Origin of the sequence: Rhodoferax koreense, from assembly GCF_001955695.1 — a bacterium.
In the GTDB taxonomy this organism is placed as follows: Bacteria; Pseudomonadota; Gammaproteobacteria; order Burkholderiales; family Burkholderiaceae_C; genus Rhodoferax_B; species Rhodoferax_B koreensis.
In genome coordinates this window covers 1681789-1701863 of the sequence record NZ_CP019236.1, presented here as the reverse complement: position 1 = coordinate 1701863, position 20075 = coordinate 1681789, and the positions used below count along the sequence as shown (strand labels likewise).

At 60.3% G+C, this 20075-nt stretch carries 32 protein-coding genes; 16 read left to right on the top strand and 16 right to left on the bottom strand.

The window, feature by feature from the left end; translation table 11 throughout:
* Positions 1-42: 42 nt before the first annotated feature.
* Genes RD110_RS08030 through RD110_RS07995 form a run of 8 tightly spaced genes read right to left on the bottom strand, consistent with a single transcriptional unit; the run spans position 43 to position 6311 of the window.
* Positions 43-531, bottom strand: a complete 489-nt coding sequence (locus RD110_RS08030) for a hypothetical protein (protein ID WP_076198346.1) — start codon at positions 529-531, stop codon at positions 43-45.
* Between the two features lie 42 nt (positions 532-573).
* The gene (locus tag RD110_RS08025) at positions 574-2115 is read right to left on the bottom strand and encodes a terminase (protein WP_204250041.1); all 1542 of its coding nucleotides are present in this window, start codon (positions 2113-2115) and stop codon (positions 574-576) included.
* Positions 2112-2588, bottom strand: coding sequence for a terminase small subunit-like protein (locus RD110_RS08020; protein ID WP_076198344.1), 477 nt, complete (start codon positions 2586-2588; stop codon positions 2112-2114). Before RD110_RS08020 ends, RD110_RS08025 begins: the two co-directional genes overlap by 4 nt.
* On the bottom strand, positions 2585-2950 hold the full coding sequence (locus tag RD110_RS08015) for a hypothetical protein (protein WP_157900084.1): 366 nt from the start codon (positions 2948-2950) through the stop codon (positions 2585-2587). The genes RD110_RS08020 and RD110_RS08015 overlap by 4 nt, the downstream gene beginning before the upstream one ends.
* The gene (locus tag RD110_RS08010) at positions 2947-3231 is read right to left on the bottom strand and encodes a hypothetical protein (protein WP_239467197.1); all 285 of its coding nucleotides are present in this window, start codon (positions 3229-3231) and stop codon (positions 2947-2949) included. Before RD110_RS08010 ends, RD110_RS08015 begins: the two co-directional genes overlap by 4 nt.
* Positions 3212-5044, bottom strand: a complete 1833-nt coding sequence (locus RD110_RS08005) for an AAA family ATPase (RefSeq protein ID WP_076198338.1) — start codon at positions 5042-5044, stop codon at positions 3212-3214. Before RD110_RS08005 ends, RD110_RS08010 begins: the two co-directional genes overlap by 20 nt.
* Positions 5041-6015 (bottom strand): helix-turn-helix domain-containing protein, encoded by a 975-nt coding sequence (locus RD110_RS08000; RefSeq protein ID WP_157900083.1) that lies wholly within the window; start codon positions 6013-6015, stop codon positions 5041-5043. The genes RD110_RS08005 and RD110_RS08000 overlap by 4 nt, the downstream gene beginning before the upstream one ends.
* Complete coding sequence (locus RD110_RS07995) at positions 6012-6311, bottom strand: helix-turn-helix domain-containing protein (RefSeq protein ID WP_076198334.1); 300 nt, start codon at positions 6309-6311, stop codon at positions 6012-6014. Before RD110_RS07995 ends, RD110_RS08000 begins: the two co-directional genes overlap by 4 nt.
* 122 nt (positions 6312-6433) lie before the next feature.
* On the opposite strand from RD110_RS07995, the gene RD110_RS07990 reads away from it, so the two are divergent.
* Entirely contained in the window at positions 6434-6673 is a 240-nt protein-coding gene (locus RD110_RS07990; RefSeq protein WP_076198332.1) for a hypothetical protein, read from the top strand.
* Positions 6674-6686: 13 nt separating this feature from the next.
* Here RD110_RS07990 and RD110_RS07985 read toward each other — a convergent pair whose 3' ends face one another.
* Positions 6687-6890, bottom strand: coding sequence for a Cro/CI family transcriptional regulator (locus RD110_RS07985; protein WP_076198330.1), 204 nt, complete (start codon positions 6888-6890; stop codon positions 6687-6689).
* A gap of 69 nt (positions 6891-6959) precedes the next feature.
* Between RD110_RS07985 and RD110_RS07980 the strand changes: the two genes are divergently transcribed.
* From RD110_RS07980 to RD110_RS07970, 3 genes are all read left to right on the top strand, one after another.
* Positions 6960-7349, top strand: coding sequence for a helix-turn-helix domain-containing protein (locus tag RD110_RS07980; protein ID WP_076198328.1), 390 nt, complete (start codon positions 6960-6962; stop codon positions 7347-7349).
* 129 nt (positions 7350-7478) lie between these two features.
* Positions 7479-7700, top strand: a complete 222-nt coding sequence (locus RD110_RS07975; RefSeq protein ID WP_076198326.1) for a hypothetical protein — start codon at positions 7479-7481, stop codon at positions 7698-7700.
* Positions 7697-8056 carry a hypothetical protein gene (locus tag RD110_RS07970; protein WP_076198324.1) on the top strand — a complete coding sequence of 120 codons (360 nt, stop codon included), beginning with the start codon at positions 7697-7699 and terminating at the stop codon, positions 8054-8056. The genes RD110_RS07975 and RD110_RS07970 overlap by 4 nt, the downstream gene beginning before the upstream one ends.
* Here the strand turns inward: RD110_RS07970 and RD110_RS07965 are convergent.
* The gene (locus RD110_RS07965; RefSeq protein ID WP_076198322.1) at positions 8016-8678 is read right to left on the bottom strand and encodes an SOS response-associated peptidase; all 663 of its coding nucleotides are present in this window, start codon (positions 8676-8678) and stop codon (positions 8016-8018) included. The genes RD110_RS07970 and RD110_RS07965 overlap by 41 nt on opposite strands.
* A gap of 123 nt (positions 8679-8801) precedes the next feature.
* Between RD110_RS07965 and RD110_RS07960 the strand changes: the two genes are divergently transcribed.
* From RD110_RS07960 to RD110_RS07945, 4 genes are all read left to right on the top strand, one after another.
* A complete protein-coding gene (locus RD110_RS07960) occupies positions 8802-9044 on the top strand; it encodes a hypothetical protein (protein ID WP_076198320.1) in 243 nt (80 codons plus the stop codon).
* A gap of 69 nt (positions 9045-9113) precedes the next feature.
* Positions 9114-9470, top strand: a complete 357-nt coding sequence (locus RD110_RS07955) for a hypothetical protein (RefSeq protein WP_076198318.1) — start codon at positions 9114-9116, stop codon at positions 9468-9470.
* Between the two features lie 370 nt (positions 9471-9840).
* The gene (locus RD110_RS27790) at positions 9841-10296 is read left to right on the top strand and encodes a hypothetical protein (protein WP_157900082.1); all 456 of its coding nucleotides are present in this window, start codon (positions 9841-9843) and stop codon (positions 10294-10296) included.
* Positions 10290-11036, top strand: a complete 747-nt coding sequence (locus RD110_RS07945) for a DUF1828 domain-containing protein (RefSeq protein ID WP_076198314.1) — start codon at positions 10290-10292, stop codon at positions 11034-11036. Before RD110_RS27790 ends, RD110_RS07945 begins: the two co-directional genes overlap by 7 nt.
* A gap of 121 nt (positions 11037-11157) precedes the next feature.
* On the opposite strand, the gene RD110_RS07940 is transcribed toward RD110_RS07945, so the two are convergent.
* The 3 genes from RD110_RS07940 to RD110_RS07925 all read right to left on the bottom strand — a co-directional run bounded on the left by RD110_RS07940 (position 11158) and on the right by RD110_RS07925 (position 12887).
* Positions 11158-11475 (bottom strand): hypothetical protein, encoded by a 318-nt coding sequence (locus tag RD110_RS07940; protein WP_157900081.1) that lies wholly within the window; start codon positions 11473-11475, stop codon positions 11158-11160.
* 528 nt (positions 11476-12003) lie between these two features.
* Positions 12004-12345 carry a hypothetical protein gene (locus RD110_RS07930; protein ID WP_076198308.1) on the bottom strand — a complete coding sequence of 114 codons (342 nt, stop codon included), beginning with the start codon at positions 12343-12345 and terminating at the stop codon, positions 12004-12006.
* Entirely contained in the window at positions 12342-12887 is a 546-nt protein-coding gene (locus RD110_RS07925; RefSeq protein WP_157900080.1) for a hypothetical protein, read from the bottom strand. Before RD110_RS07925 ends, RD110_RS07930 begins: the two co-directional genes overlap by 4 nt.
* A gap of 555 nt (positions 12888-13442) precedes the next feature.
* Between RD110_RS07925 and RD110_RS07920 the strand changes: the two genes are divergently transcribed.
* Both RD110_RS07920 and RD110_RS07915 read left to right on the top strand, forming a co-directional pair.
* Positions 13443-14102, top strand: coding sequence for a hypothetical protein (locus tag RD110_RS07920; RefSeq protein WP_076198304.1), 660 nt, complete (start codon positions 13443-13445; stop codon positions 14100-14102).
* A 155-nt stretch (positions 14103-14257) separates the two neighbouring features.
* Positions 14258-14944 carry a hypothetical protein gene (locus RD110_RS07915; protein ID WP_076198302.1) on the top strand — a complete coding sequence of 229 codons (687 nt, stop codon included), beginning with the start codon at positions 14258-14260 and terminating at the stop codon, positions 14942-14944.
* A gap of 225 nt (positions 14945-15169) precedes the next feature.
* On the opposite strand, the gene RD110_RS07910 is transcribed toward RD110_RS07915, so the two are convergent.
* Both RD110_RS07910 and RD110_RS07905 read right to left on the bottom strand, forming a co-directional pair.
* On the bottom strand, positions 15170-15526 hold the full coding sequence (locus RD110_RS07910; protein ID WP_076198300.1) for a hypothetical protein: 357 nt from the start codon (positions 15524-15526) through the stop codon (positions 15170-15172).
* Between the two features lie 3 nt (positions 15527-15529).
* Positions 15530-16183: an Arc family DNA-binding protein gene (locus RD110_RS07905; RefSeq protein WP_083686147.1), complete on the bottom strand. Its 654-nt coding sequence runs from the start codon at positions 16181-16183 to the stop codon at positions 15530-15532.
* A gap of 33 nt (positions 16184-16216) precedes the next feature.
* On the opposite strand from RD110_RS07905, the gene RD110_RS28950 reads away from it, so the two are divergent.
* The 6 genes from RD110_RS28950 (at position 16217) to RD110_RS07875 (ending at position 19802) form a co-directional block, all read left to right on the top strand.
* Positions 16217-16399, top strand: coding sequence for an Arc family DNA-binding protein (locus tag RD110_RS28950; protein WP_076198296.1), 183 nt, complete (start codon positions 16217-16219; stop codon positions 16397-16399).
* Positions 16396-17163 carry a BRO-N domain-containing protein gene (locus RD110_RS07895; protein WP_076198294.1) on the top strand — a complete coding sequence of 256 codons (768 nt, stop codon included), beginning with the start codon at positions 16396-16398 and terminating at the stop codon, positions 17161-17163. Before RD110_RS28950 ends, RD110_RS07895 begins: the two co-directional genes overlap by 4 nt.
* An 86-nt stretch (positions 17164-17249) precedes the next feature.
* Positions 17250-18050, top strand: a complete 801-nt coding sequence (locus RD110_RS07890; protein ID WP_076198292.1) for a hypothetical protein — start codon at positions 17250-17252, stop codon at positions 18048-18050.
* Entirely contained in the window at positions 18047-18820 is a 774-nt protein-coding gene (locus RD110_RS07885; RefSeq protein WP_076198290.1) for a hypothetical protein, read from the top strand. Before RD110_RS07890 ends, RD110_RS07885 begins: the two co-directional genes overlap by 4 nt.
* Positions 18817-19497, top strand: a complete 681-nt coding sequence (locus RD110_RS07880; protein WP_076198288.1) for a hypothetical protein — start codon at positions 18817-18819, stop codon at positions 19495-19497. Before RD110_RS07885 ends, RD110_RS07880 begins: the two co-directional genes overlap by 4 nt.
* A complete protein-coding gene (locus RD110_RS07875; RefSeq protein ID WP_076198286.1) occupies positions 19494-19802 on the top strand; it encodes a hypothetical protein in 309 nt (102 codons plus the stop codon). The genes RD110_RS07880 and RD110_RS07875 overlap by 4 nt, the downstream gene beginning before the upstream one ends.
* Positions 19803-19816: 14 nt before the next feature.
* On the opposite strand, the gene RD110_RS07870 is transcribed toward RD110_RS07875, so the two are convergent.
* Positions 19817-20020, bottom strand: coding sequence for a hypothetical protein (locus RD110_RS07870; protein ID WP_076198284.1), 204 nt, complete (start codon positions 20018-20020; stop codon positions 19817-19819).
* Positions 20021-20075 lie beyond the last annotated feature (55 nt).

The following is a 20075-nucleotide window of genomic DNA, read 5'->3' as shown; positions in this document are numbered from 1 at the left end:
GCCAGCCGGACACGAAGCAAAGGGCCGTGCCGCCCGAGAGAATCAGTGGGCTACACGGCCAGCGGCCATCACAATGTCGTCACCGGCCAGAATGCGCAGCTTCGCGGCATCGGCTTCGAATTCGGGGTTCTTCTCGGCGTCAGGCTTGGCGGCGAGGTTCAGGCGCTCGATCGGGAGCAGCGCGGCGATGCGCGCCTGGGCGGCCATGGCATCGACGATCTGGTCGTCCTCGCTGTTCAGCGCGTTGATGGTGTCCTGCAGACCCATGCCGGCCATCAGATCGGCAGATTCGCGGTCTGGCGCATGGATGACGATCACGTCACCGCCGACCGTGGCGCCGCCCTGCATGGTGAAGATGTTCTGTCCGTCGAGCCAGCCGGCCACGGTATAGAGGAACATCACCTCGCCGTCGTCATCCCGGCGTGTGCCTTCGAAGATCACGGCCGGCTCTTGCAACTTGGCAAGCTGCGCAGCGGTGATGCTGCGACGGGTGGCGAAGTGTGGCGCGACGTTGGCGGCGGAAATGCTCATGCCGCTATTTCACGGCGGCAAGCGTTACGTTTTTTCCACGTTTCAGCCGCGGCTGCCCTGCGAAGTGATCCAGTCCATCGTCCATGGCGCCGGGCCGGTCGGGGTGCGCGGCTTCTGCACACGGCTCACCGGCCGACCCATGCACGCATAGCGCGTGTCGTCGCCGGCGTGGTCTTCCATGTCGGAGTTGATGTCCTCGGGCTTGTTCTCGTCGTGCTGCAGCGGCGGCACCGTGCGCCACCAGTCGTAGCAGTCCTCGGTGACGAACAGCATGGGCTCGCCGTCGTCGACATCCTCCCAGGCCAGGCGGGAATACATCTCCTGCCAGCCGAGGGCGCGCGTGTTGTCGGCAGGGGCGAAGCGCGGGCCGCAGATCTTGTTCGGATCGCGTGCGTCGCATTTCAGCATCTTCTCGGCGTTGGACGCGCCGCCGTCCTCCTTCCACATCGAGGGATCGGCCCGGCTCATGGCCTCATCGATCTTCTCGCCGCGTTCGCGCTCCATGATGCCGCGGCCCACCGCCTCGGCCGACAGGCGTAGCCCCTCGTTGGCCTTGATCTGGCCGTCCTCGTCCCGCTTGACGCCATACCACTCCCGGTAGCGCACCAGCGCGCCCTGGGGCAGCATGCGCTCCTTACCGTCCTTGAAGGTCTTGACCCACTCGGCCTCGGCCACCACCCACCAGCCGACGCTGAACGGTTTCGCGCTGCCCCAGTCGAACGACCGGAAGCGCGTCCAATGTGCAGGCGGGGTGAAGCTCGGCAGCTTGTGTTTGTCCTCGCGGATGTTGTCGAAGAACGCGCCGGCCACGATCGACCAATCACCGTCGCGCATGGCGCGCACCAATTCCTTCGTGCCCAGGCCGGCCAGCTTGCCCTCGTACTCGGCCGCGTCGATGTGCGGGTTGTCTTCCAGCCTGGCCGGGATGTACTGACGCAGCATGCCGCCCTCGGACGGCGACATCCGGCGGATGGCGAACTCGGCCACGCCATCGATGAAAGCCGCCTTCACCCAGCCGTGTCCCAGGTTGCCCGGATTCGACCCGCTGAGTGCCAGTGGGATCTTGGCCGACAGGTTCACGCCGAACTTTTCGCGGAAGAAATCGATGGCCCATTGCGGGATGTCCAGGCCCGGCGCGCGCATCCGGCCGCGCAGGAAGCGATAGATCGTCGAGGTGAACATGGTGAGCTCGTCGATCAGCAGCACATGGATTTCCGCGCCCTGGTACTTGAACCGGTGCTTCTCGAGCTGGCAATGGCACAGGAAGATGCGCGAGCCGTTCCAGAACCTGATTTCGTCGTCCACGATCTTGACGTGGCCCGACTGCACCAGCGGCGCCAGCATCACCGGAAAGCCGCCCGTGCCTTCCATGTGGTTCTTGATCAAGTCCTCGTAGATGCGGCGGAACAGGTACACGTTCAGGCCGGGGATCAGTCCGCACAGGATGATGGCCAGCGCGCGCATGAAGTAGCTCTTGCCGCCACCGGCCGCGCCACCGTAGAGGATTTCCGTGGCTTCGGACTTCAGCGCGCGGGTCTGCTTCGGCGTGAACTTGATGTTGAACTGCGGGGGGTTCGTCGTCATGAGAGGGTGATGTTGAACACCGGCGGTATCGCATTAAGTGGCTTGCCATCACCATCGGTCACGGCCATCTTGTCGCCGTAGCGTTTCGGGTCCCACTTGGCGAGCAGCTTCAGGCGGGTCTCGACGCGCAGCTTGGAGCGCTGGACGTGCTCGGCGTTGAACGCCATGGCTTTGACCGCCCCCTCGTCGCCCTCGCCGGCCAGCTTCTCGATGAAGTCGTTTCGCGCGTCGTCTGCGATCTCCAGGCATGCATTGGCGATGGCGTCGAAGCCGGCCTCTCGCGCACGCGCGATGGCGGACGAAATCGCCTCGTCGCCATCTGCCCAAATCCGCACAGTATGGTCGCTCGGCATGTGCGCATCCCGGCAAATCTGTGCCAATGGCTCCCCGGTGCTGAGGCGCGTGCAAATCTCCGCAACCAGTTCCGGCGTGTACTTGCTCGGCCGACCTGCCTTGCCCTTCTCCTTCTTCATGCCACCTCCACGAACAACAGGCGCTGATGGTCTTCAACCGTCTGTGTGACCGCAACCTTGCGCGGGCGTGGGCGACCCCGGATAGAGCGATCGGCATCCACCATCACCACCGGGCGGATTTCCAGGACATCGGGCTCGAACTCCCGCATGTGGGCGACGTACTGCTCGGGGCAGTAACGGCGGTAGAGCGCCAGGACAATGCGCGCATCCAGGTCCTTCGGGTCGCCTCCTTCGCACCAGTGGGACACGGACTTCACCGTCCGGCCGCAAGCCTTGGCGACCTTGGTCATGGAGACGCCTGCCTTCATCAGATCCCGGAGGATGAAGAACCAGGGGCGCTGCTTTTGATTGCGTGGGTTCATCGGGTGAGCCTCCCTCCGGCTACACGCTCTTCCGCACGCTTGATCATGGTGCTGCGCACCGCACTGGAAATCTTGTGGCACTCGTCTTTCCTGCCGGCGTAGAGCGGCACGTAGTCCATAGCACGGTCGTCGGAATAAGCGCGGCGGTTGCTCGAAAGCATCTCGGCGAACGATTCGATGTGAAAAGCGTTCTGGCTGTGGCTCCACAGGAGGACCCATGGACCACCTGTGTTGGCGGTCGGGGCCGGCGTGGGCGTGAGATTAAAGGTGCTCATGTTCATTGCTCGGCTCCTGGGTTGAAAAATCGACGTAATGGAAAGGAAGGCGGCGCGGCTGCGATCGGTATTGCATGGAGGCTTTGTCGAACCAGAGGCGCCAGGTGTAGTCCTGGTGTTCGCCGTACCGTGACTTTTTCAGGATCAGCTTCGCGTCGATGTCTTCCTGCTGCTTCTGCCATTCCGCGATGGCCTCCTCGTCGGTCGTGTTGGGTGGTGCCTCGTCCTTGGGCGCTTTCCAGATGGAGAAAACGTTGTCGGCTCCGTTGACGATGCCACCAGCACCAGCGACATCCATCTTTCCGGGCGCCTCCGTTTCGTCCCGCCCCTTGCGCGGGTGAGCGACGAGGTGCACATGGGCGTCGTAGGTCTTCTTGAAGACCACGATCTTCTGCACGGCTTCGTTCTGCCTGCTGATCGCGCCCGGGCCGTCCTGCGGCACGTCGATCATCATCAGGCTGTCGATCACGAAGTGGCGCACCCCATAGCGGCGGGCGGCATAGGCGAAGACCTCCAGCAGGCGATCGAGCTTCGCCGTGCCCACCAGGTCGAACAGCCAGCATTTGTCACGCAGCCATGCCCCAACGGCGTGGATGTACTGCCGGGTCGGGCGGTCAACGCCGGTGGCTTGCTTGTGGATCCGCTTCAGGTGCTTGGCCGGCGGCATTTCTCCAGAGAAGATCACCACGCGCTCACCCTGCTTCATCAGGCCCAGCAGGATCTGATCGAGCATCAGGCTTTTGCCGTGGCCGTTGATGCCGGTCCAGCAGGTGTATTCGCCGCGGCGGAAGTAGAACCAGTCGACTTCCTTGTCGAGCCTCAGTGCGGGCTCGGCGGGTGCGCCAGGGGGCGGGTAGAACAGGGCCTCCACCTGTGGGGTGTAGTCGTCGGCGCTGTGCAGTTCGTCAGGGTCCAACGGGCGCGCATCGTCCATGGCCATCTTGAAGTCGTACGGCTCCGCGCCATCCTGCAGCCACTGGTTGGCATCCTTGGCCCCCAGTCGAACCCGACGGCAGCGTTCGATACCGAGCCGGCTGATGACCTCGGCAGCGCCTTTGTCGCCGGGCGGATCGTTGTCGAAGCAGACGAGGATGTCGCTGAACCGCTCGAGCCGATCCCAGTCGATCTCGATCCATTGATGGTTGCCCGCACCCTGGTTGACCGACAAGGCGGGAACGCCCATCTGGTGCAAGGTCATCGCGTCGATCTCACCCTCCGTGATCGCCACGGTCCGGGCCTTCGGCTCGATGAGGTGCCAGCCGAACAGACACGGTGCAGCGTCCTTTTCCTGGCGCATGTCCTTTTTGTCGTCGGGGTTGCGGTACTTGACGTTGATCAGCTCGCCGGTATCGTCGATGAACGGGAACACGGCGTACACCTTCCCCGATTGCTGCATCTCGCCGACCTTGAACGCCTTGATCGTTTCCTCGGTCAGACCTCGGCTGGTGAGCCACTCGGCGACACGGGCCTTGGGCGTTCGAACGCTGGGCTTGGCCGGCCGGCGATAGACCCTCTCCGGAGGCCGCGGCGCATCGTCGCGGATGCCGAGGAAGGCCTTGATCGATTTCATCGCTTCGGGCATCGACTGGCCCCGGCACGCCATCCACAGGTCGATCAGGTCGCCGCTTTCCCCCGAGCTGAAATCCTTCCAGACCCCTGCTTTTGCACCGCTGACGCGCACCGACAGGCTCTCCCCCGGCTCGCCGCTGGTGTTGCCGACCTTGACCTCCTGGCCTTTGCGTTTGCCCTCGGGGAGCAGGAGCTCCACCACGTCCACGGCCCGAGCGGCGAGCGCCCTGCTGATCTCGGCGGCGTTCATGCGCTCACCTCCGCAGGCAGTCGCTTGCCGTCTCGGAACTGATGAAAGTTCAGGACGTGGCAGTGCGCGTTTTGGGCTTCGGCGATGTGCGTGAAGCCGGCGAGCTCGAACCAGCTCGGACCCTCGGCGGGCTTTTTCGCCGTCGCCGGCGGCTCGTCGTTCCAGCGTTCGTTGTTGAGCCAGGTCGCAGGGTGGGGAATGAAACGGCCGCCCTCCTTCCGCCAATCCTCGGTCTTACGCTGCCACGCGATGGCGTCTAGCATCAGGTCGATGACGGCCCGGTCGGGTTCGCGCGTTTTCCAGACCTTGAACCAGGCCTTGTGCGCTGCCGGTCTCGAAACCTTGCGGGGGTAGGCCTTCCAAAATTCGAGGAACCCGGCCAACACGAATGCACCTGCATCGATTTCAGAATCCGATGCTCGCGCGTTGGTGGTTCTTGATGGTTCAACTGATGGTTCTTGATGGTTAGTGTGCGGCTGCCGCACTGGTTTGTGCGGCATCTGCACGGGTGGTGGTGCGGCATCTGCACCGGTCAGTGCGGCATCTGCACTGGTCCCCTCGTTCAACCCGTGCGGCATCTGCACCCCTACCTGTGCGGCATCTGCACTGGTTTCGGTGTTTGACCGGTGCGGCATTTGCACGGGTGGGAGTGCGGCATCTGCACTGGTCAAGCGCTTCATGGTGCGTGGCGATTTCTCGCTGGATGGGCTGAAGAGATCAGGGGTCAGCATATATTTGGTGTGCCGGCCGTTCGATCGGTCGGCCGATAGGGCATGGCTCGATTCCAGCCATTTCAGGGCGTCGATGACCGCCCGCCGGGATACGCAGGTGCGCTCGGAAATCGTGTCGATCGACGGCCAGCACAGGCCTGCATCATTGGCTTGGTCGGCCATTGAGATCAGCACGGCCTTCGCGGTCGGCGGCATGCGCAGCGGCCAGCAACATTCCATAACTGCGTAGCTCAAGATCAATCCCACTCCAGGTTTCGGACGGACTGCACGGCGTTCAGGTGCTCCTTGGCCATCAGCAGCAAGGCGTCCACGTAGTCGGGCGGGAAACACCGTGAGGTGGCCGGCGAGACCTTAAGCCCGGCATAGGCCAGTACCAGCGCCAACTTGTCGAGGTGGTCGCTGAGCAGCCGGGAAACGGTGGATTCGCTGACACCCATGGCCGCGGCAATGGCGGCCTGCGTGGCGTCGCGCTGGGTGGCCTGCAACACCGATGCGGTGATCTTGCGGGCGCGGACGTCTGGCGGTTCAAGATCCATCACGGCCCACTTTCATGGCATTGCATGAGGATGCGGCGCCGTGCGGCTGCTGCATGGCGGTGAAATTCGTTGCAGTGCGTCTTGCTGGTGCTTCCAGGCAGGCCGGCCGAGACTTGCCTCCCATGACACACCACATACCCCGAACACCGGCACAACTCGCCCACCCTGCCCTCGTCCACCGCTCGTCGCACAGCGCTGTCTCGGTCAACACCCGCACCACCGGCGAGAGCACGCAATCCGTACGGACCTCTAAGCTCGAAATGCACTGGGTGGACGGCGTGCTGCAGGTGCGCTTCATCGAGGCGCGCATGGTCGGCCAGACGAGGCTAGGCGACGCGCCGTGCCGGCCGAGGCGGATGTGAGCGTCGCGGGGCACTATGCCTCCTGCCGAGCGTCTGCGGTCAGTTCGAGCCGCAGCTTCCTCGGGAGGTGCTTGCGTGCCATCACAGCCCAGATTCGGTCCTCTATCCGGTCGGTCAACTCTTCCGGCCACTTCTTCACCGCCTGGTAAGTCACGCCAACGGCCTTGGCGGTTGCGTGTACTCCGCCCAGAAGTTCAATCGCTTTTTGCTTTTTCATACCGTTATTTGAACCGATGTTTAACGATTTAACAACACGGGTACAAAAATATTTGTTATGCTATGAACCATGGTTACATACTGGGAACGCTTAAAGCCGGAAATGGACGCGCGGAATATGGAGGTCGCGGATTTGGCACGAGCCATCAACGTGACTTTTCAGGCTGTTGCGAAGGTGCGAAACGGGGGCGCATTCGGCTCCGCGAACAACTTCAAGGCCGCCACACTGTTCGGACTGGCGCCGAGATGGCTTGCGACTGGCGAGGGCAACAAGTGGGCGAGCGAGGCCCAGCGTGAGGCAGCGGAAGCGATCCCGTCGCTTCAAGCAACCCTCGGCACGGTCTGGCCATTCCCGACCCTACAGCCGGCCGACTTCGAAGGACTGGGCGAGTCCGAACTCACCCGCCTGGAGAAGACGATCCGTAATCGGATCGAAGAGCTGAAATCAGACCGCATATAACGCGGCTGTGCCGCTTGGTGCAACACGCGACCAAACCACCACCGACCAGAACAATGGTTGAAGCGGAACGCCCATCGCGCTAAACTAACTGTATGAAAATACAGTATTTGGCAGAAAGGAGTTATCGCTATGAGCCACTCGCCACTGGTCAGCGTTGACCAAGACCTGAAGGAAATCGCCATTCAAGCCGGGCTGCTGGAACCAGATCAGGAACCTTCCGGCGCCCTGCTCGCCTACGGCTACGACATCATTGCGGCGTGCGCGCGCATCGGTGACAGGTACGGCGACCCGGAGCGCAACCCGGGCGACCACATCCGCGCGGTCTTCTTTCCGCACCCCGATGCACCGTGAAGCTGCAGGTTTACCGACTGCGGGAGAAGGGCCGGCGCCTGCCGGGAGGTGAGGTCGAGCGGCGCGGCCCGGAAGTTGGCGAATTCATGTACGAGCGGAACAACATGCGCGGCCGCACGTTCAAAGCCTTGCTGGTGCGCCCTGGTGACATGAAAAACTTCCATGTGATTCCGCTGCTCGACGAGGCAGTCATCCTGAAGGTCGATAGCCAGGGGATGCTGATCGCCGGCCGCGAATTCGTCTCGAACGGCGTTCGAAAGCACCAGAACAACGAATACCGGCAAAGCTGGTGGTGCGTCCTGCCACAAGGGGCAACTACGCCACCGGCCCCGCTTGAAACACCTCCACAGGCGTGAGCCTGAGAAGCGTCCTTGCCTCGTCAACGGTGCCGGCCAGCCAAGTGTCGATATCGCCCGCCTCAATCGGTATCACGCTGCGCTTGTCCTGCTGATCGGGCCCGAGCTTCGGGTCTGGCTTGTGCATGCGGCGCATCAGCGGATGGTGGTCCGCGTTGAGCGTGAGCATGGTGTAGCTCTCGTGGATCTCGCCTGTGGCCTTGTCGGTCCATGTGTTCCACAGGCCGGCCAGGCTCCAGGGTTCACCGTCGGCGCGGCGGAAGCGCCACCATTCGTTCTTCCCGCTTTCCCAGTTCGGTTCGTCGAAGTCGAGCGCCGGGATGATGCAGCGCTGGCCGCGGGCCCATGGCTGCTTGTAACTGGCCGTCTTTTCCAAGTCCTCACTGCGCGCGTTGTTCGTGCTGTACGGCAGCTTCGCGGCTTTGGCAAACCACGGAATCAGCGCCCATTGACCGACCACCAGCTCGCGCGAGTAGCCGGCATCTTCGCGCGCCCGCCGGATGAACGGGCCAGGGCTGCGCGGAAATTGCGTCGGAGGCCATAGAGGCAGTGTCTTGCCCCTGGGAAGGTCCCAGAAGCGCTCCACATCCGTTTCCTGCGGGCTGGTGTACCGGTTGCACATGACAAGATCGTAACGCTACCCCGTCAGCAGTAGGGTCGCAAAAAATGGATTGAATTGACGTTGGCGCGTGCCTATGATTTCCTCAAATTTGTGGATGGACTCCACGACCGCAGGAGACAAGCAATGTCGATCGAGATGCTGGCAAAGCTGGCCGAGCAGCCGTTGCCGCGCTTTTTTCTGGAGCAGGAAGACATAGACCGGGTCTTGCTCTGCCAGGCAGCGGGTTATGTCGATGCCTACGTCCCGCCGCCGTCCAAGGACGCCGGGCCGGCCAAGGTGATGCGCATCAAGCCTGAAGGGCACCGGGCGCTGGCGATTTACTACCGAGAGAAGATCCGGGAAAGCGGCTTCGGCGACCTTAGCTGAATGCGGCGTTCGCCGACATGCGCTCTTCAGAACGAAAAAGATACTGGCATCCTGAACGGAGGGATTGCCATGAGCACAGCGCGCGCGACACGGATCACCGATATCGAGGTGTTCAACCTGCCTGGCGACAACGAAGTCGCCATGACGGTTGAGACCGGAGAAACCTGCCAGACCGTCGTCCTGGACAACGCCGAGGCGGCTGCGCTGATCACCAGTTTGACGGCGCGCCTGATGGAACGACAAACCCCCGAGGCAATGCAGCTGCTGCAGATCTTCGCCATCCGCAAGATCGATGCCGGGCAAACGCCGGACGGCAGGCCCTACCTGCAATACCAACTCGAGAACGGGCTGACGTTCGGCACCGGGATCACGCGCGGAGAGGTGGCTGCGCTGCATGCCAGCCTCGGAGCGCTACTTGTGAACTGAACAGTCTCTCGGCGAATCGCTCAACCTTGCGTTGGTCGGCCTGCCCTACGACTCGGCCCGGGTCTTCCAGCGGCCGTCGGGCAAGCGCTCCTTGCTTGGCGTCGGCCGCGGTGGTGGCGGTTCAGGGCGTGAAGGAGGCTTCAGATCCGTTCGCATGGCGAACTAATTCTGGCACTGATTCGGTCGACTTTCGAGCGTTTTCCTCGGTGTGCAGCCGCCTGGGCGGTCCCCCGAGATTGCTGACAGACTCGCTCGCTTGCCCGAAGTGAGTGCAAACCCCTGCACCATCGGGTAATTTTTACGGGAAGCATCCTGTTTCATCTTGCACAATAGATGTCCCCGTCGCGTTTTATTCACATAGGAAGACTACTTGGCCCATCTGTCACTGCATGAGTTAATCTCGATGCAGAAAAGAAGTATTCGGTGGTCAGGCTTCAAGGCACGATCAAACCATGCGGGTCATCTCATTGGCGTGGCGGAAGTCGCTGACGGGCATGGAATCACCATCCCAGGCGTGACCGTCCAGATTGAAATAAAGGCCCCGGTGGACGCCTCGCGCTGCTTATACCTTTTCAGTCTTATGCAGCAGGTAAAAGGGCAACGTGGCGTCGTCTATCAATTGGAAGTGGCGCCAGCGGAAAAACGAACTCACAATGGTCATTCGCCCATCTACGGACCACACGAGCACGTTGGTCGCGAAGAAGAACCCACACCGGTCACAAGCAGTGCGGTAACCTGCAACAATTGGAAATCGTCTCTCGCGTGGTTTTTCCTGCGAGTCAACGTCCAAGCTTTCCCAATCGAAGACCCTACCGAGCCATGTTGAACTGCAGCTGGGCGTCAGCCCTGACACGTTTTGACTGCCAGACCATCCGGGCGCTGGACGGTAGCCCCTGCCTAGAAATCGGTACGCCGTTCAGCCTGCCCGATGGCAGCGCCATCAACCTATACATCCACCAGGTTGGTCAGGAGATGCTGAAGATCAGCGACAACGCTGATACGCTTTTTCAGTTGGGAGGCATGGGCCTGGATGTCTGGCAAGCGGCACGCCTGAACGCTGTGCGCGACTTGATGAAGCGCCACAAAATGGCAGTTGGTGAGCGAGGCGAGGTGTTCCTGTTAGCCAAGCATTCCCATGCCGCAAGCGGATTTGCGTTGGCCATAACTGGGCTGCTCGCGCTGTCCGGCTGGGCTGCCAACCATATGGAGATAGACGCGCCAGAAATTGACATCGTCGCTCAGATGGAGCCGTACATCATCGCACGCGATCCGAACGCAGTGCTTAAACGTAGACCACATGCCCGAGGCGCATCCAGCACGGATTACACGTTCGATTTGCAGCACGGGAGAGATCTCATTGACGTAATCCCCGCAGATCCACGATCCACCGGTGCAGCGATGCGCAAGGCGGGGGACATCCAAAACGGCCCGTTTGCTGAGCACCTGTCGCCGTTGATCATCGTCTACGACTTGGTGAACAGCGAGAAGGCGACGAACGAAATAAGCATTCTCGGCTCGATGACTCGTGCGATGCCGGCGAGCCATCTGATGGCGACGTTTCATTGAACTGGCCGCTGACCATCCAAGCAGCCCGCCCCGAGCGGGCTTTTTAACGCCCGCTCGATATCCCGTTAGGCCCTGATGCGTGCTGCCTCTTTACAGGCTCCGCTCGTGGCCCAGTCGAGCTTCAGGCTTTAACCTTGCCGCTCGCCGTCAATCCCACGTAATCAGGCACGTTTGGCTTTGGCTCAGGCCGATCCTTCACCGGGTTTTGCTCGTTGTACGAGTCGTGCTGTGCGGTGGCCACTATCGCGTCAGCCTCTTCCAACTCTGCAAGTAGTTGCGCCTCACGGGCCTCTTTGCTTTCGACAGAGCGATCTGAGCTATCCCTGTTGATGCGGATCAATTCCCCAATGCGGTCACGGCGGGTGCGCGCCTCGGCCACAGCGTCCCGGTGGTCTTTAGGCAGGGGATTGTTCTGGACGTTGGTGCGGCGTTTGTTCAAGCGGGTCTCCGTTGTAGGGTGAGCGAGGCCTGTCAACTTTAACCTGCAACTTTCGCGGATCCAACACGGCTCAGGGGCGCCCTGCTCGGCCCTTTGTTTGTCCACAGTCATCCCGCTTCGCCCACCGTATTGATGATGCAAATTCGCTGGACCTATGGGTCAATCCGTCACCGCGCCCACGCGGACCGTGGGAGCTTCGGGACACACCATGGCAACAAGGAAAATTGGGAGGGACGCGGAGACCGGGCTGTTCAAGCCGGTGAAGGAGGCTGAAAAAGACAAAAAGGGATCGGTAGTCGAGACCATCAAGATCCCTGCGAAAAAGCCCCCGGCCAAAAAAACCAAGTAGCCTGGCTCTCTACATCAGCCCACCCTACCCCGGTGGGCTTTTTTACGCCTGGACGATCTACCTCCATGGCTCAACCGCAAAGGGCTAATAGATAGCCAGTTTGCCTCGCTGAATCGTGAAACTCCTTGCATCCCCGCGACCGAGCACCACCTCAATGGGGCAAGAAGTTCGCCATGCTTTCAAGGCTTCTTGTCGACGGCATCGTGCTTGCCGCATGTGCGAAAGTATGCGGTGCCATGCTCGAGCGTGAAACTGGCTTTGTAGTTGTCATCTGCTGTGAGATGGATTGTCCAAACCGCGACCTTTTTGGTTGGGTCCAAGCGGCTTTGCACTTCGCGGTTCTTCAGAGTGTGAAGGTGCAACTTTGCAGGCGGCGCATCCAATTCCATGAAAAGCATGGACTGAATTGCTTTTTTTCCCTCTGCCTGAACGTTACCCGGCAGATCTTTCCATCTGGCTCGGTACGCGTCGTTGTTCAGGTCGATTCCTCGGATGGTACGCCCCTCGATCGGGGCGTTCATCCTTCCGAGGCGATGCGATCGAAGACAGCTTCCAGTTCAGCCGCGTTAGTAGCGGAGTAGCCTTCGCTGATGTGAGCGTGATTGGCTTCAATGTCCATCAATGCCCAGCGGAATGATTCCATGGCGTCGAAAAGATCGCAGGCCGCGGCGGCTGCGTTCGTCGCAGCAGCGCTGATCTTGCCGTGCCTTTTAGCGATGGCTGCAAGGTTGAGAAAATCGCCATGCCTGCGGAGCATGCCGTGTTTCATGCCCTCAATGTGTTTGAACATGTCGTCGAGCGAAGGGTAGGATTCGATGCCAGCGGCATCGTTGGAACTGTTCCTCAACTCGTCAGCAGCTCCGCGGAACCAGATGGTGTCGTCTCTCATGGACTTAGTCATCTTGTCCACCACTCTTGCGTTGAAGTGGTCAAACCAGGCGAAAGAAAGGCGTCGAACGAAAGGCCCAATCAGCGAGGAGTTGTGAAGCTCGCTCTCGATACGTCCCATGCGTTCCGTCGCCAGATCGAAGAAGGTCGAATCTATGGCCATTGCTGATCTCATCTCTCTTCCCTCCCTGGTTGATGGTGCGGTGGTTCTTCTCTTGTGTTCGCCGAAGCGAAAACTTGACCATCTGGTCAAGACTCCCAATTATGGGCGTTATTAGCGAGACTGTTAGTAACGTCGTGGACTTATCCACACTTTTCCGCACGTTTTCGCACTTTGCCCCACATCACGCTACGGGTTTACCCATGGCTCAGCAGCGTTAACCTGTCGTTTTAACCAGTTGTTGCAGGGCCTACCTTGAGGTTCCCCGTGTGTCGGCCTCTCCACATTGCTTGCGCTTTGATCTTGGTTCACGAGATGCTCTCAAGGACTGCCTTCGCCTTCCCTGGTGGCGTTGATGTGACAGATCCAGGCCCCACTAGTTCCGCATGGCCTGCATCAATCGTTCGTTATGGTGCCGTGGGTCACCATGCATCCGGGGTACAGGTTCCCTGCACATCGATGACGTGGCGCTATTGACGGGCCTCTTCTCGTCCACGGTCGTCCCGCTTCGTGTCGCACAATGGCGCAAGCGGCACGCATTCATCCGTGCCTACCGAGCGAAAGGGCGCGATGAGGATTGCTGAAGAAATTGCATTGATGGAAGCCGAATTTGTCCCTGGTGATGTGCTGCTAACCGCGGTTGCCGAGCAAGAACAAGTCCATGCCTATCAAGCAGCAAGTTGGTTTGTGCGACACCTCACCGCGCTGGACGAGCTTCCGATGTTTGCGTTCAATCGTCTCCTGAGGGATTTCCGCATCATTTCGCCCCCTTGGTCGTCCGACGTTTTCCACGCTGTGGCGGACCAGAGACCAGATGAAGTCGACTGGGACGAAGACCAAGATGGCTATATCGGCGGTTGGCTCTCGCCCGCGCTTGAAGATTTCTTTGCTGGCACTGGCGTAAAGTTTCCCGCCGCAAGGGTGGCCGCCCTGCTCAACCCAGGCCAGGACCCAGGTGCGGTCGCTTCTACGATTGCGGAAACGTTTCAGCCCTCGCCCCAAAGCCTCGAGGCCTTGCGCGCAGAGACGCTATCGACAAAGGAGCGCACGACGCTCTTGACCATCATCGCGGCCATTGCCGAAGAAGCAAAGATCCAAATCTTGACCCCCAGCAAGTCCGCGGAGTTGATTGCCGGGCTGACCGTTGCGATGGGCACTCCCGTCGCAAAGCGCACGATCGAAGAGCACCTCAAGAAGATTCCTGACGCCCTGGAGCGCCGAGCCAGATAGCAACGGACTGGCAGTTGCCGCCGTCGCTTGGCAATTGCCAGTCCGGCTGATGCGCCTGGGCTAAGCATTAACAATCGTTCTCCGTCCAACATAGTCCCGGATAGTGCCGCACAATCCGGTGATGGCAATTCTGCCGTCCAGATGGACAAGGCGAGATGACGATAAAAATCCCACCGCGGAAGTACCTCACGTTCAAGGAATTAGTAGACCGCTGGCAGTGCACAGACAGTGATCTGAGATACCTCGTTGTAAACGGCGAAATGAAGCCCTCCTTCAAGGCGACGGAGCCGCTTAACGTTCCTGACTGGGAATTTGATTCGTTTTCCGGAGCGTGCATTCCAAGTGACAAAATGTCGGGCATCGAAGGATACGATTTGGAGATACTGCCAGGAGGTTGGCTTTACCTTCAGAGCCCCCAAGTCATCGCTCCTCTGGACTGCAGATTTGAACTGGCCAGTTCGGCTCGCGATCCTAAGGTTCCGGAAGATGAAAATGACGGGCCACTAGGTTCGTGGTTTTGGCTGACCGTGCCTCTCGGAATGGATGAAGTGCAAGAAAAATGTGCTTTCGTGATGGAGGAAGTGCTGAGGTACGAGTCTCGGCACGACCAAGAAACCCCAAACGCCGAAATCGAAAAACCCCTGGGGAATCGCGAGCGCGACACCCTGCTTTGCATCATCGGAACCGTTTGCACGATTGCAGGGATCGACTTCAAAAAGTCATCGAAGTCTGCTGCCCAGATTCAGCATGCCGCAGCCCAACTGGGCGTCTCCATCGGAGACTCGACCATCGAGGGCCATCTCAAAAAGGCGAGGGAAGCGCTTGGCAGCCGCATGAAATAAGGGCTTGATAGGCAATTGCCTATTTGGTTTGGGCAATTGCCCCCACGGTCCAGCCTGAGCAACGACAGTTCATCCCATACCGCCACGGCGGGTTTACTGGGATGAACGATGCCACCAAACACTACAGCGCAGCCGCTACCTACCAAGCCGAGTGGTTTGTCCGGGATTTTGACGGTGAAGTCCAAGATCATTGGCGGCATGAGCACCGTCAAAATCTTCGTGAATTTAGGGTTTGGGCCCATCCGCCGCAGCTACAGCCTTGGCACGGGAGGCTTTCACCCATATACCAAGATCGTCGAACAGGTTCATGGCGACGATGATCAGCATCGTCTGCATTCCCAATCCCAGCAGGAGATCCTGTCGCGCGGCCGGCTGGTGATTGTTGAAGAGCTCGAAGGCCATCCAGATCAGCCCTCCAATCACGAACAAATCCAGGGCGACCATAAAAAGCTTGAAGTTCAGGGCGCGCCTCAACTGGTCCTTGTGCCGCTCCAGCCAATCCTTCAGAAGGAAGCTGACGATTTGCTGGAGCAGAAACAGGAGCCCGGCGCCAACCAGCGAGCCGAGATTGAATACGTCCATGGGTTATGGCTTGCGCTTGGGGGATGGTCCGTTGTTCGCGACCTTCCGTCCTACCTGCATCGGTTTTCTGTTTATTACCGATTGGTAGAAGTCGAGGGGTTCCTGGATGGCGTCACCGCGAGAAGAAATCGTCCTAGCTGCTACGCGCTTCGCCTTTTTAAGATTGGCCTCGGCAGTCTTCGCAGTCTCCATGGCCTTGTCAAAACGTCCAGCTTCAAGGGTCCTTTCCGCATCAAGGTAAAGCAGGTACGCAGCCTCGTAGGCCTCATCAAGTTCTTTCTTGTTCGGAAACTCTACTCCCAACGCATCCAGTGCGGGGAACAACTCCATGAAAGCCTGCCCCACGATGGCGCCTTGAAAGATACGGCTGACATTCTGAATCTCCATGGCCGCAGCGTCTTCCTCCGCCTTTGCGACTGCAAGAGCCAATGCCTGGACCACAGTGTCCGAGCCGGACGGCTCGATCGAAAAGGACGCATCAAGTCGATGCAGCAACTCCGCATGCAAGCTGCGCCCACTTTTCTCCGCGGCGGCCTGCACCTTGCTTTTTAGCTCCTCCGGCATTCGCAGAGGGTAGGAGGGAGCTTGATGTCTGTCTGTTGCCATACCCGGATTGTGGACATCAAAAGGATTCTTTTCAAAGAATCTAATTGACATCCACAAATTAAGAATCTATATTTCATCCACATCATGCCAAACAAAGACCGCCATCAAATTCCGCCAACCCCGGTTCGGCTGCCTGACTCCTTGAAAGCCGACTTGAAAAAGTCTGCAAGCAAGAACGATCGCAGCCTAAACGGCGAAATCGTCAACCGCCTCCGGTCGACATTCGACGACCACAACCCTAGCCAACTCAAAGGAGCCCGTGCATGAGCAACATCATTCCCTTCAACTTCGACGGTGCAGCGATCCGTGTGATCGACCTAGACGGCGCACCCTGGTTCGTCGCGATGGAAATCGGCGCGGTCCTGGCTTACTCAGACGCTGAAGCGATGACCCGTCGTCTCGACGACGACGAAAAACAAAACCTACAGATCGTCGGTTTCGGTTCCAGAGGCGTAACCCTGATCAACGAATCAGGTCTCTACTCTGCAATTCTCGGCAGCCGCAAGCCAGAAGCGATGAAGTTCAAGAAGTGGGTTACTTCGGAAGTGCTGCCAACGATCCGCAAAACCGGCAGCTACACCGCGCCCAAGCCCGGCGCGTCACAGGTTCGTCTGGCCTATGACGCAGCCAAGGCTTTCCCGCCGCTGTTCCGCGTGGCACGCCTGCTCGGCTGCGACAAGAACGCCGCCGCCATCAGCGCGAACCAGATGGTGACCAAGCTCACCGATGTGAACCTGATGGCGGGCCTGGGCCAGATTCACCTGGTGGCGGAAAAGCAGGACACCCAGTTCTTCACGCCGACCGAGTTGGGCAAGCGCATCGACACCAGCGCCCGCGGCGTGAATCTGCTGCTGGCCGAAGCCGGTCTGCAGATGAAGCGTGGTGACGTGTGGGAAGTGACCGAGGCCGGCCACGAGTTCGCGCGGATCTACGACACCGGCAAGAAACACGGCAGCGGCGTACCCGTGCAACAGATCAAGTGGGCGGCGAATGTTTTGCCGCTGCTTGGCGAGCAGAAAGAGGCCGCATGAGGCCCACAAAAGGCGAATCCGCTAAGCACGGCAATGCGAAGCGGATTCTTGAAAACCACCCCAGCGCTTAAACCGAAGGAATCTTCATGGCGAATCCTACCGCAGGCACGCCCACGCGTGCAACCAGGGCAAAAACCGCCCCTCCGCCCTCCGTCGTCGAAGACCCGACGACATCTGCTCTTTCCCCAGCGCAAACCGTCTGGATCGAGAGCGCCCGGCCCATTCTTCGCGAGTGGATCGACAACCTGTACGAGCTGAACAACACCATCATCTCGGAAGAAGCCGAAGGGCCGGCGGCCAAGCTGGTCGATCTGGCGGAACGGGAAATCAAGCGCCTGCAACGCGCTGAAGACACCGACGACGGATGGCGAGCGCCCTACGAGTTCAGCTACGAGCTGTCGTACGGCATGCAGGTGTTGTTCGAGGCGGCCCACAGCGCTGCCGATGAAACGGTATGCGACCCGGCCGGCCTGGTGAGGCATGCCGCACTGGTGGCCCAGGCAGCGGCCTGGACGCACCTGGTAAGCGAGACGGTGGACAAGCTGCCGGCGAGCATCGACACCCTTCGCGAGGTCTGCAAGGGCAGCGCTGTGTCGTTCGCCGCGTCACGTACGCCCTCGCCCGCCAAACCGATCTCCGCCAATTCCATGAACGGCTACAACCCGGCCCAGGTCAAGATGGCCTTCGAACACCTGGCGTCGATGGCCTGCACGATCCGTGACTATCTCGAGCAGGACGAAGCCGTCAGCCCCTTCCCCGCCATCATGATGGTGTCGCAGGTGGGTGCGTTGGCCGATCAGATGGCGAACTTCAGCGTGATCGGCCCGGTCTCCGAATGGGCCATCGGCCCGCAGTTCCGCGATGCCGGAAAGGCGGTGACAGCATGAACGCGACCATCACCCCGACCCGGGCCAAAGCCAAGCCCGCCGTCGTCGAACAGCCGGCCGCGCCCGCCCTGCCCTGGTGGCTCGGCCCCACGACACAGGCACGCGACGCGCTGAGCACCCTGCTCAACGAGGCCTATCACCTCGACCTGCCTGATGAGGACAGTGATTCGAATTACGCTTTGCGGCTGCTCGGCATGGCCGCCGCGGTGGTGGACGATGAGATGCTTCCCGCCGAGATGCTGAACGCCGAAGATCCTCAGAACACGGTGGCCGAAGCGTCTTTCAACTGCATCGCCCTGCTGCGTGCCACGTTGGTCCACCCGGACGGCTCGTTCGACATCCGTCGGCGCACATGGGTCCAGCATGCGTTGAGCATCCTCAACGTGATGACCAGCATGCACATGAGCGGGGCCAAGGGGCAGGACTACGTGCCGACGCTGGAGCGAGCCGTACAGACCGCGCCGCCAGAGCTGGCTTCCGTTCAACCGCCGCAGGCCATCACACGCGACACCGAACTCGTACAGAGCGGCGATATCGCCCTCAGCATCGTCTCGCATGCAACGTGGGACATCGAACCCCTCAGCGATGCATTACTCGACGTGGCCGGCGAATTGGGCGGCGTAGAGGCAGGCCTTGTCCGGTGCTATGCCCTGCGCATCAAGCATCTGAACAGCATCGTCATGTCGTACCTGACCGACGACTCCATCACCGTCGACGAATCTCACCAGGCCGTCTTCGGCCGGCCGTTCCCCGAAGGAGTCCCAGCATGAGCACCACCGAAGCACTCTCGGCCAACGAAATCGAGCGGTACTGGGGCCACTTCAGCCTCTCCATGGACTCGGCTTACGAAATAATCGATCGAGCCACGAAGGCTGCCGCTGAACAAACGCACTGCCGTCGTACGCTGGAGATTGCTCGCGACTGGCTCGGAGCAACCACCAATACATTGTCCGAAGACCGGGCGTCCGAGGCGACCGTCGCCGAGGCCCGGGGCGACCTCGCGTCAATCATCGCCCTTCTCTTCGGCGGCATCAAACTCGCCGATGGGCCGGATGCTGCAACAGTTCAGGCACTGTTGGTCAAGGCGAACGACCAGTTGACCATCCTGCTCGGTGAACTGGACACGGTGGAGGCCAAGGGCTACTTGGCGAAACCGGCACGCGAAGAGCGCGATCCAGCTCAGGCGGAGAAACCAAAGGAATTCCTCAGCGGGCGCACTGAAGATGACGTGCAACAGGCCCTGACGGAAATCGTCACGGTCTGCGAGTCGGGCTGCAGCTACATCGACAAAGCGGCGCAGGCGGGCGAAGTGGACCTGGCGGTGGTTCGGTCGATGTTGAAACAGGTCGGCAGCCTGGCCGACGACTTGGGCATGACGCACTATGGCGTGGGCAGCCCGGTCGATTGGGTCATTCAGTTCGCCCCCGAAAAGGCAGGTGCCGAATGAAAACGCCCTACCTCGTGCTTTGCACCAACTCCCAAGCCGCGCGCATCGTGGAGGATCGAGCCACGCTGGAGCGTTTCGCTGCGGCGGTCTCAAGCCAGCTCGCGGATCTGCTGGTCGTCGTCGGCAACACGGACGCCGACGAGGGGTTCATCAAGGGCACCCTTGAACTGGCCGCCGATCTGGCTTTTCAACTCCAGCAAGCTTGCGCCGCCCTCAGGGACGGCCCTGAACGTCATCAAGACTTCGATTGGCAGGCCCCGCCGGAGTCTGTGCAGAGACGAAGCGCAAAGGCGGTGGCGGCATGATTCCGTCGTCGAATTTACTGCGCTCCTTCTGCGACTCCGGGTATGGCAATGTGGTTGATAGCGATGATCTGCGCGATGGCCAAAATCTCGTTCCGGGTGTACTCGCTGCCAGGAAAGGCAAGGGCCGCAACTTCAATGGCGGCCGCGATTTGATCCAAGGTCCGCTCTTTGGCGATGTTCAGGCCGCGCTTCTTGGCGATGTCCGTAAATGCATTCATGTGAGTCCCCGAAGAATTAAGTCGCTCAGTATGACTGCGCATGGAGAAGGCACAG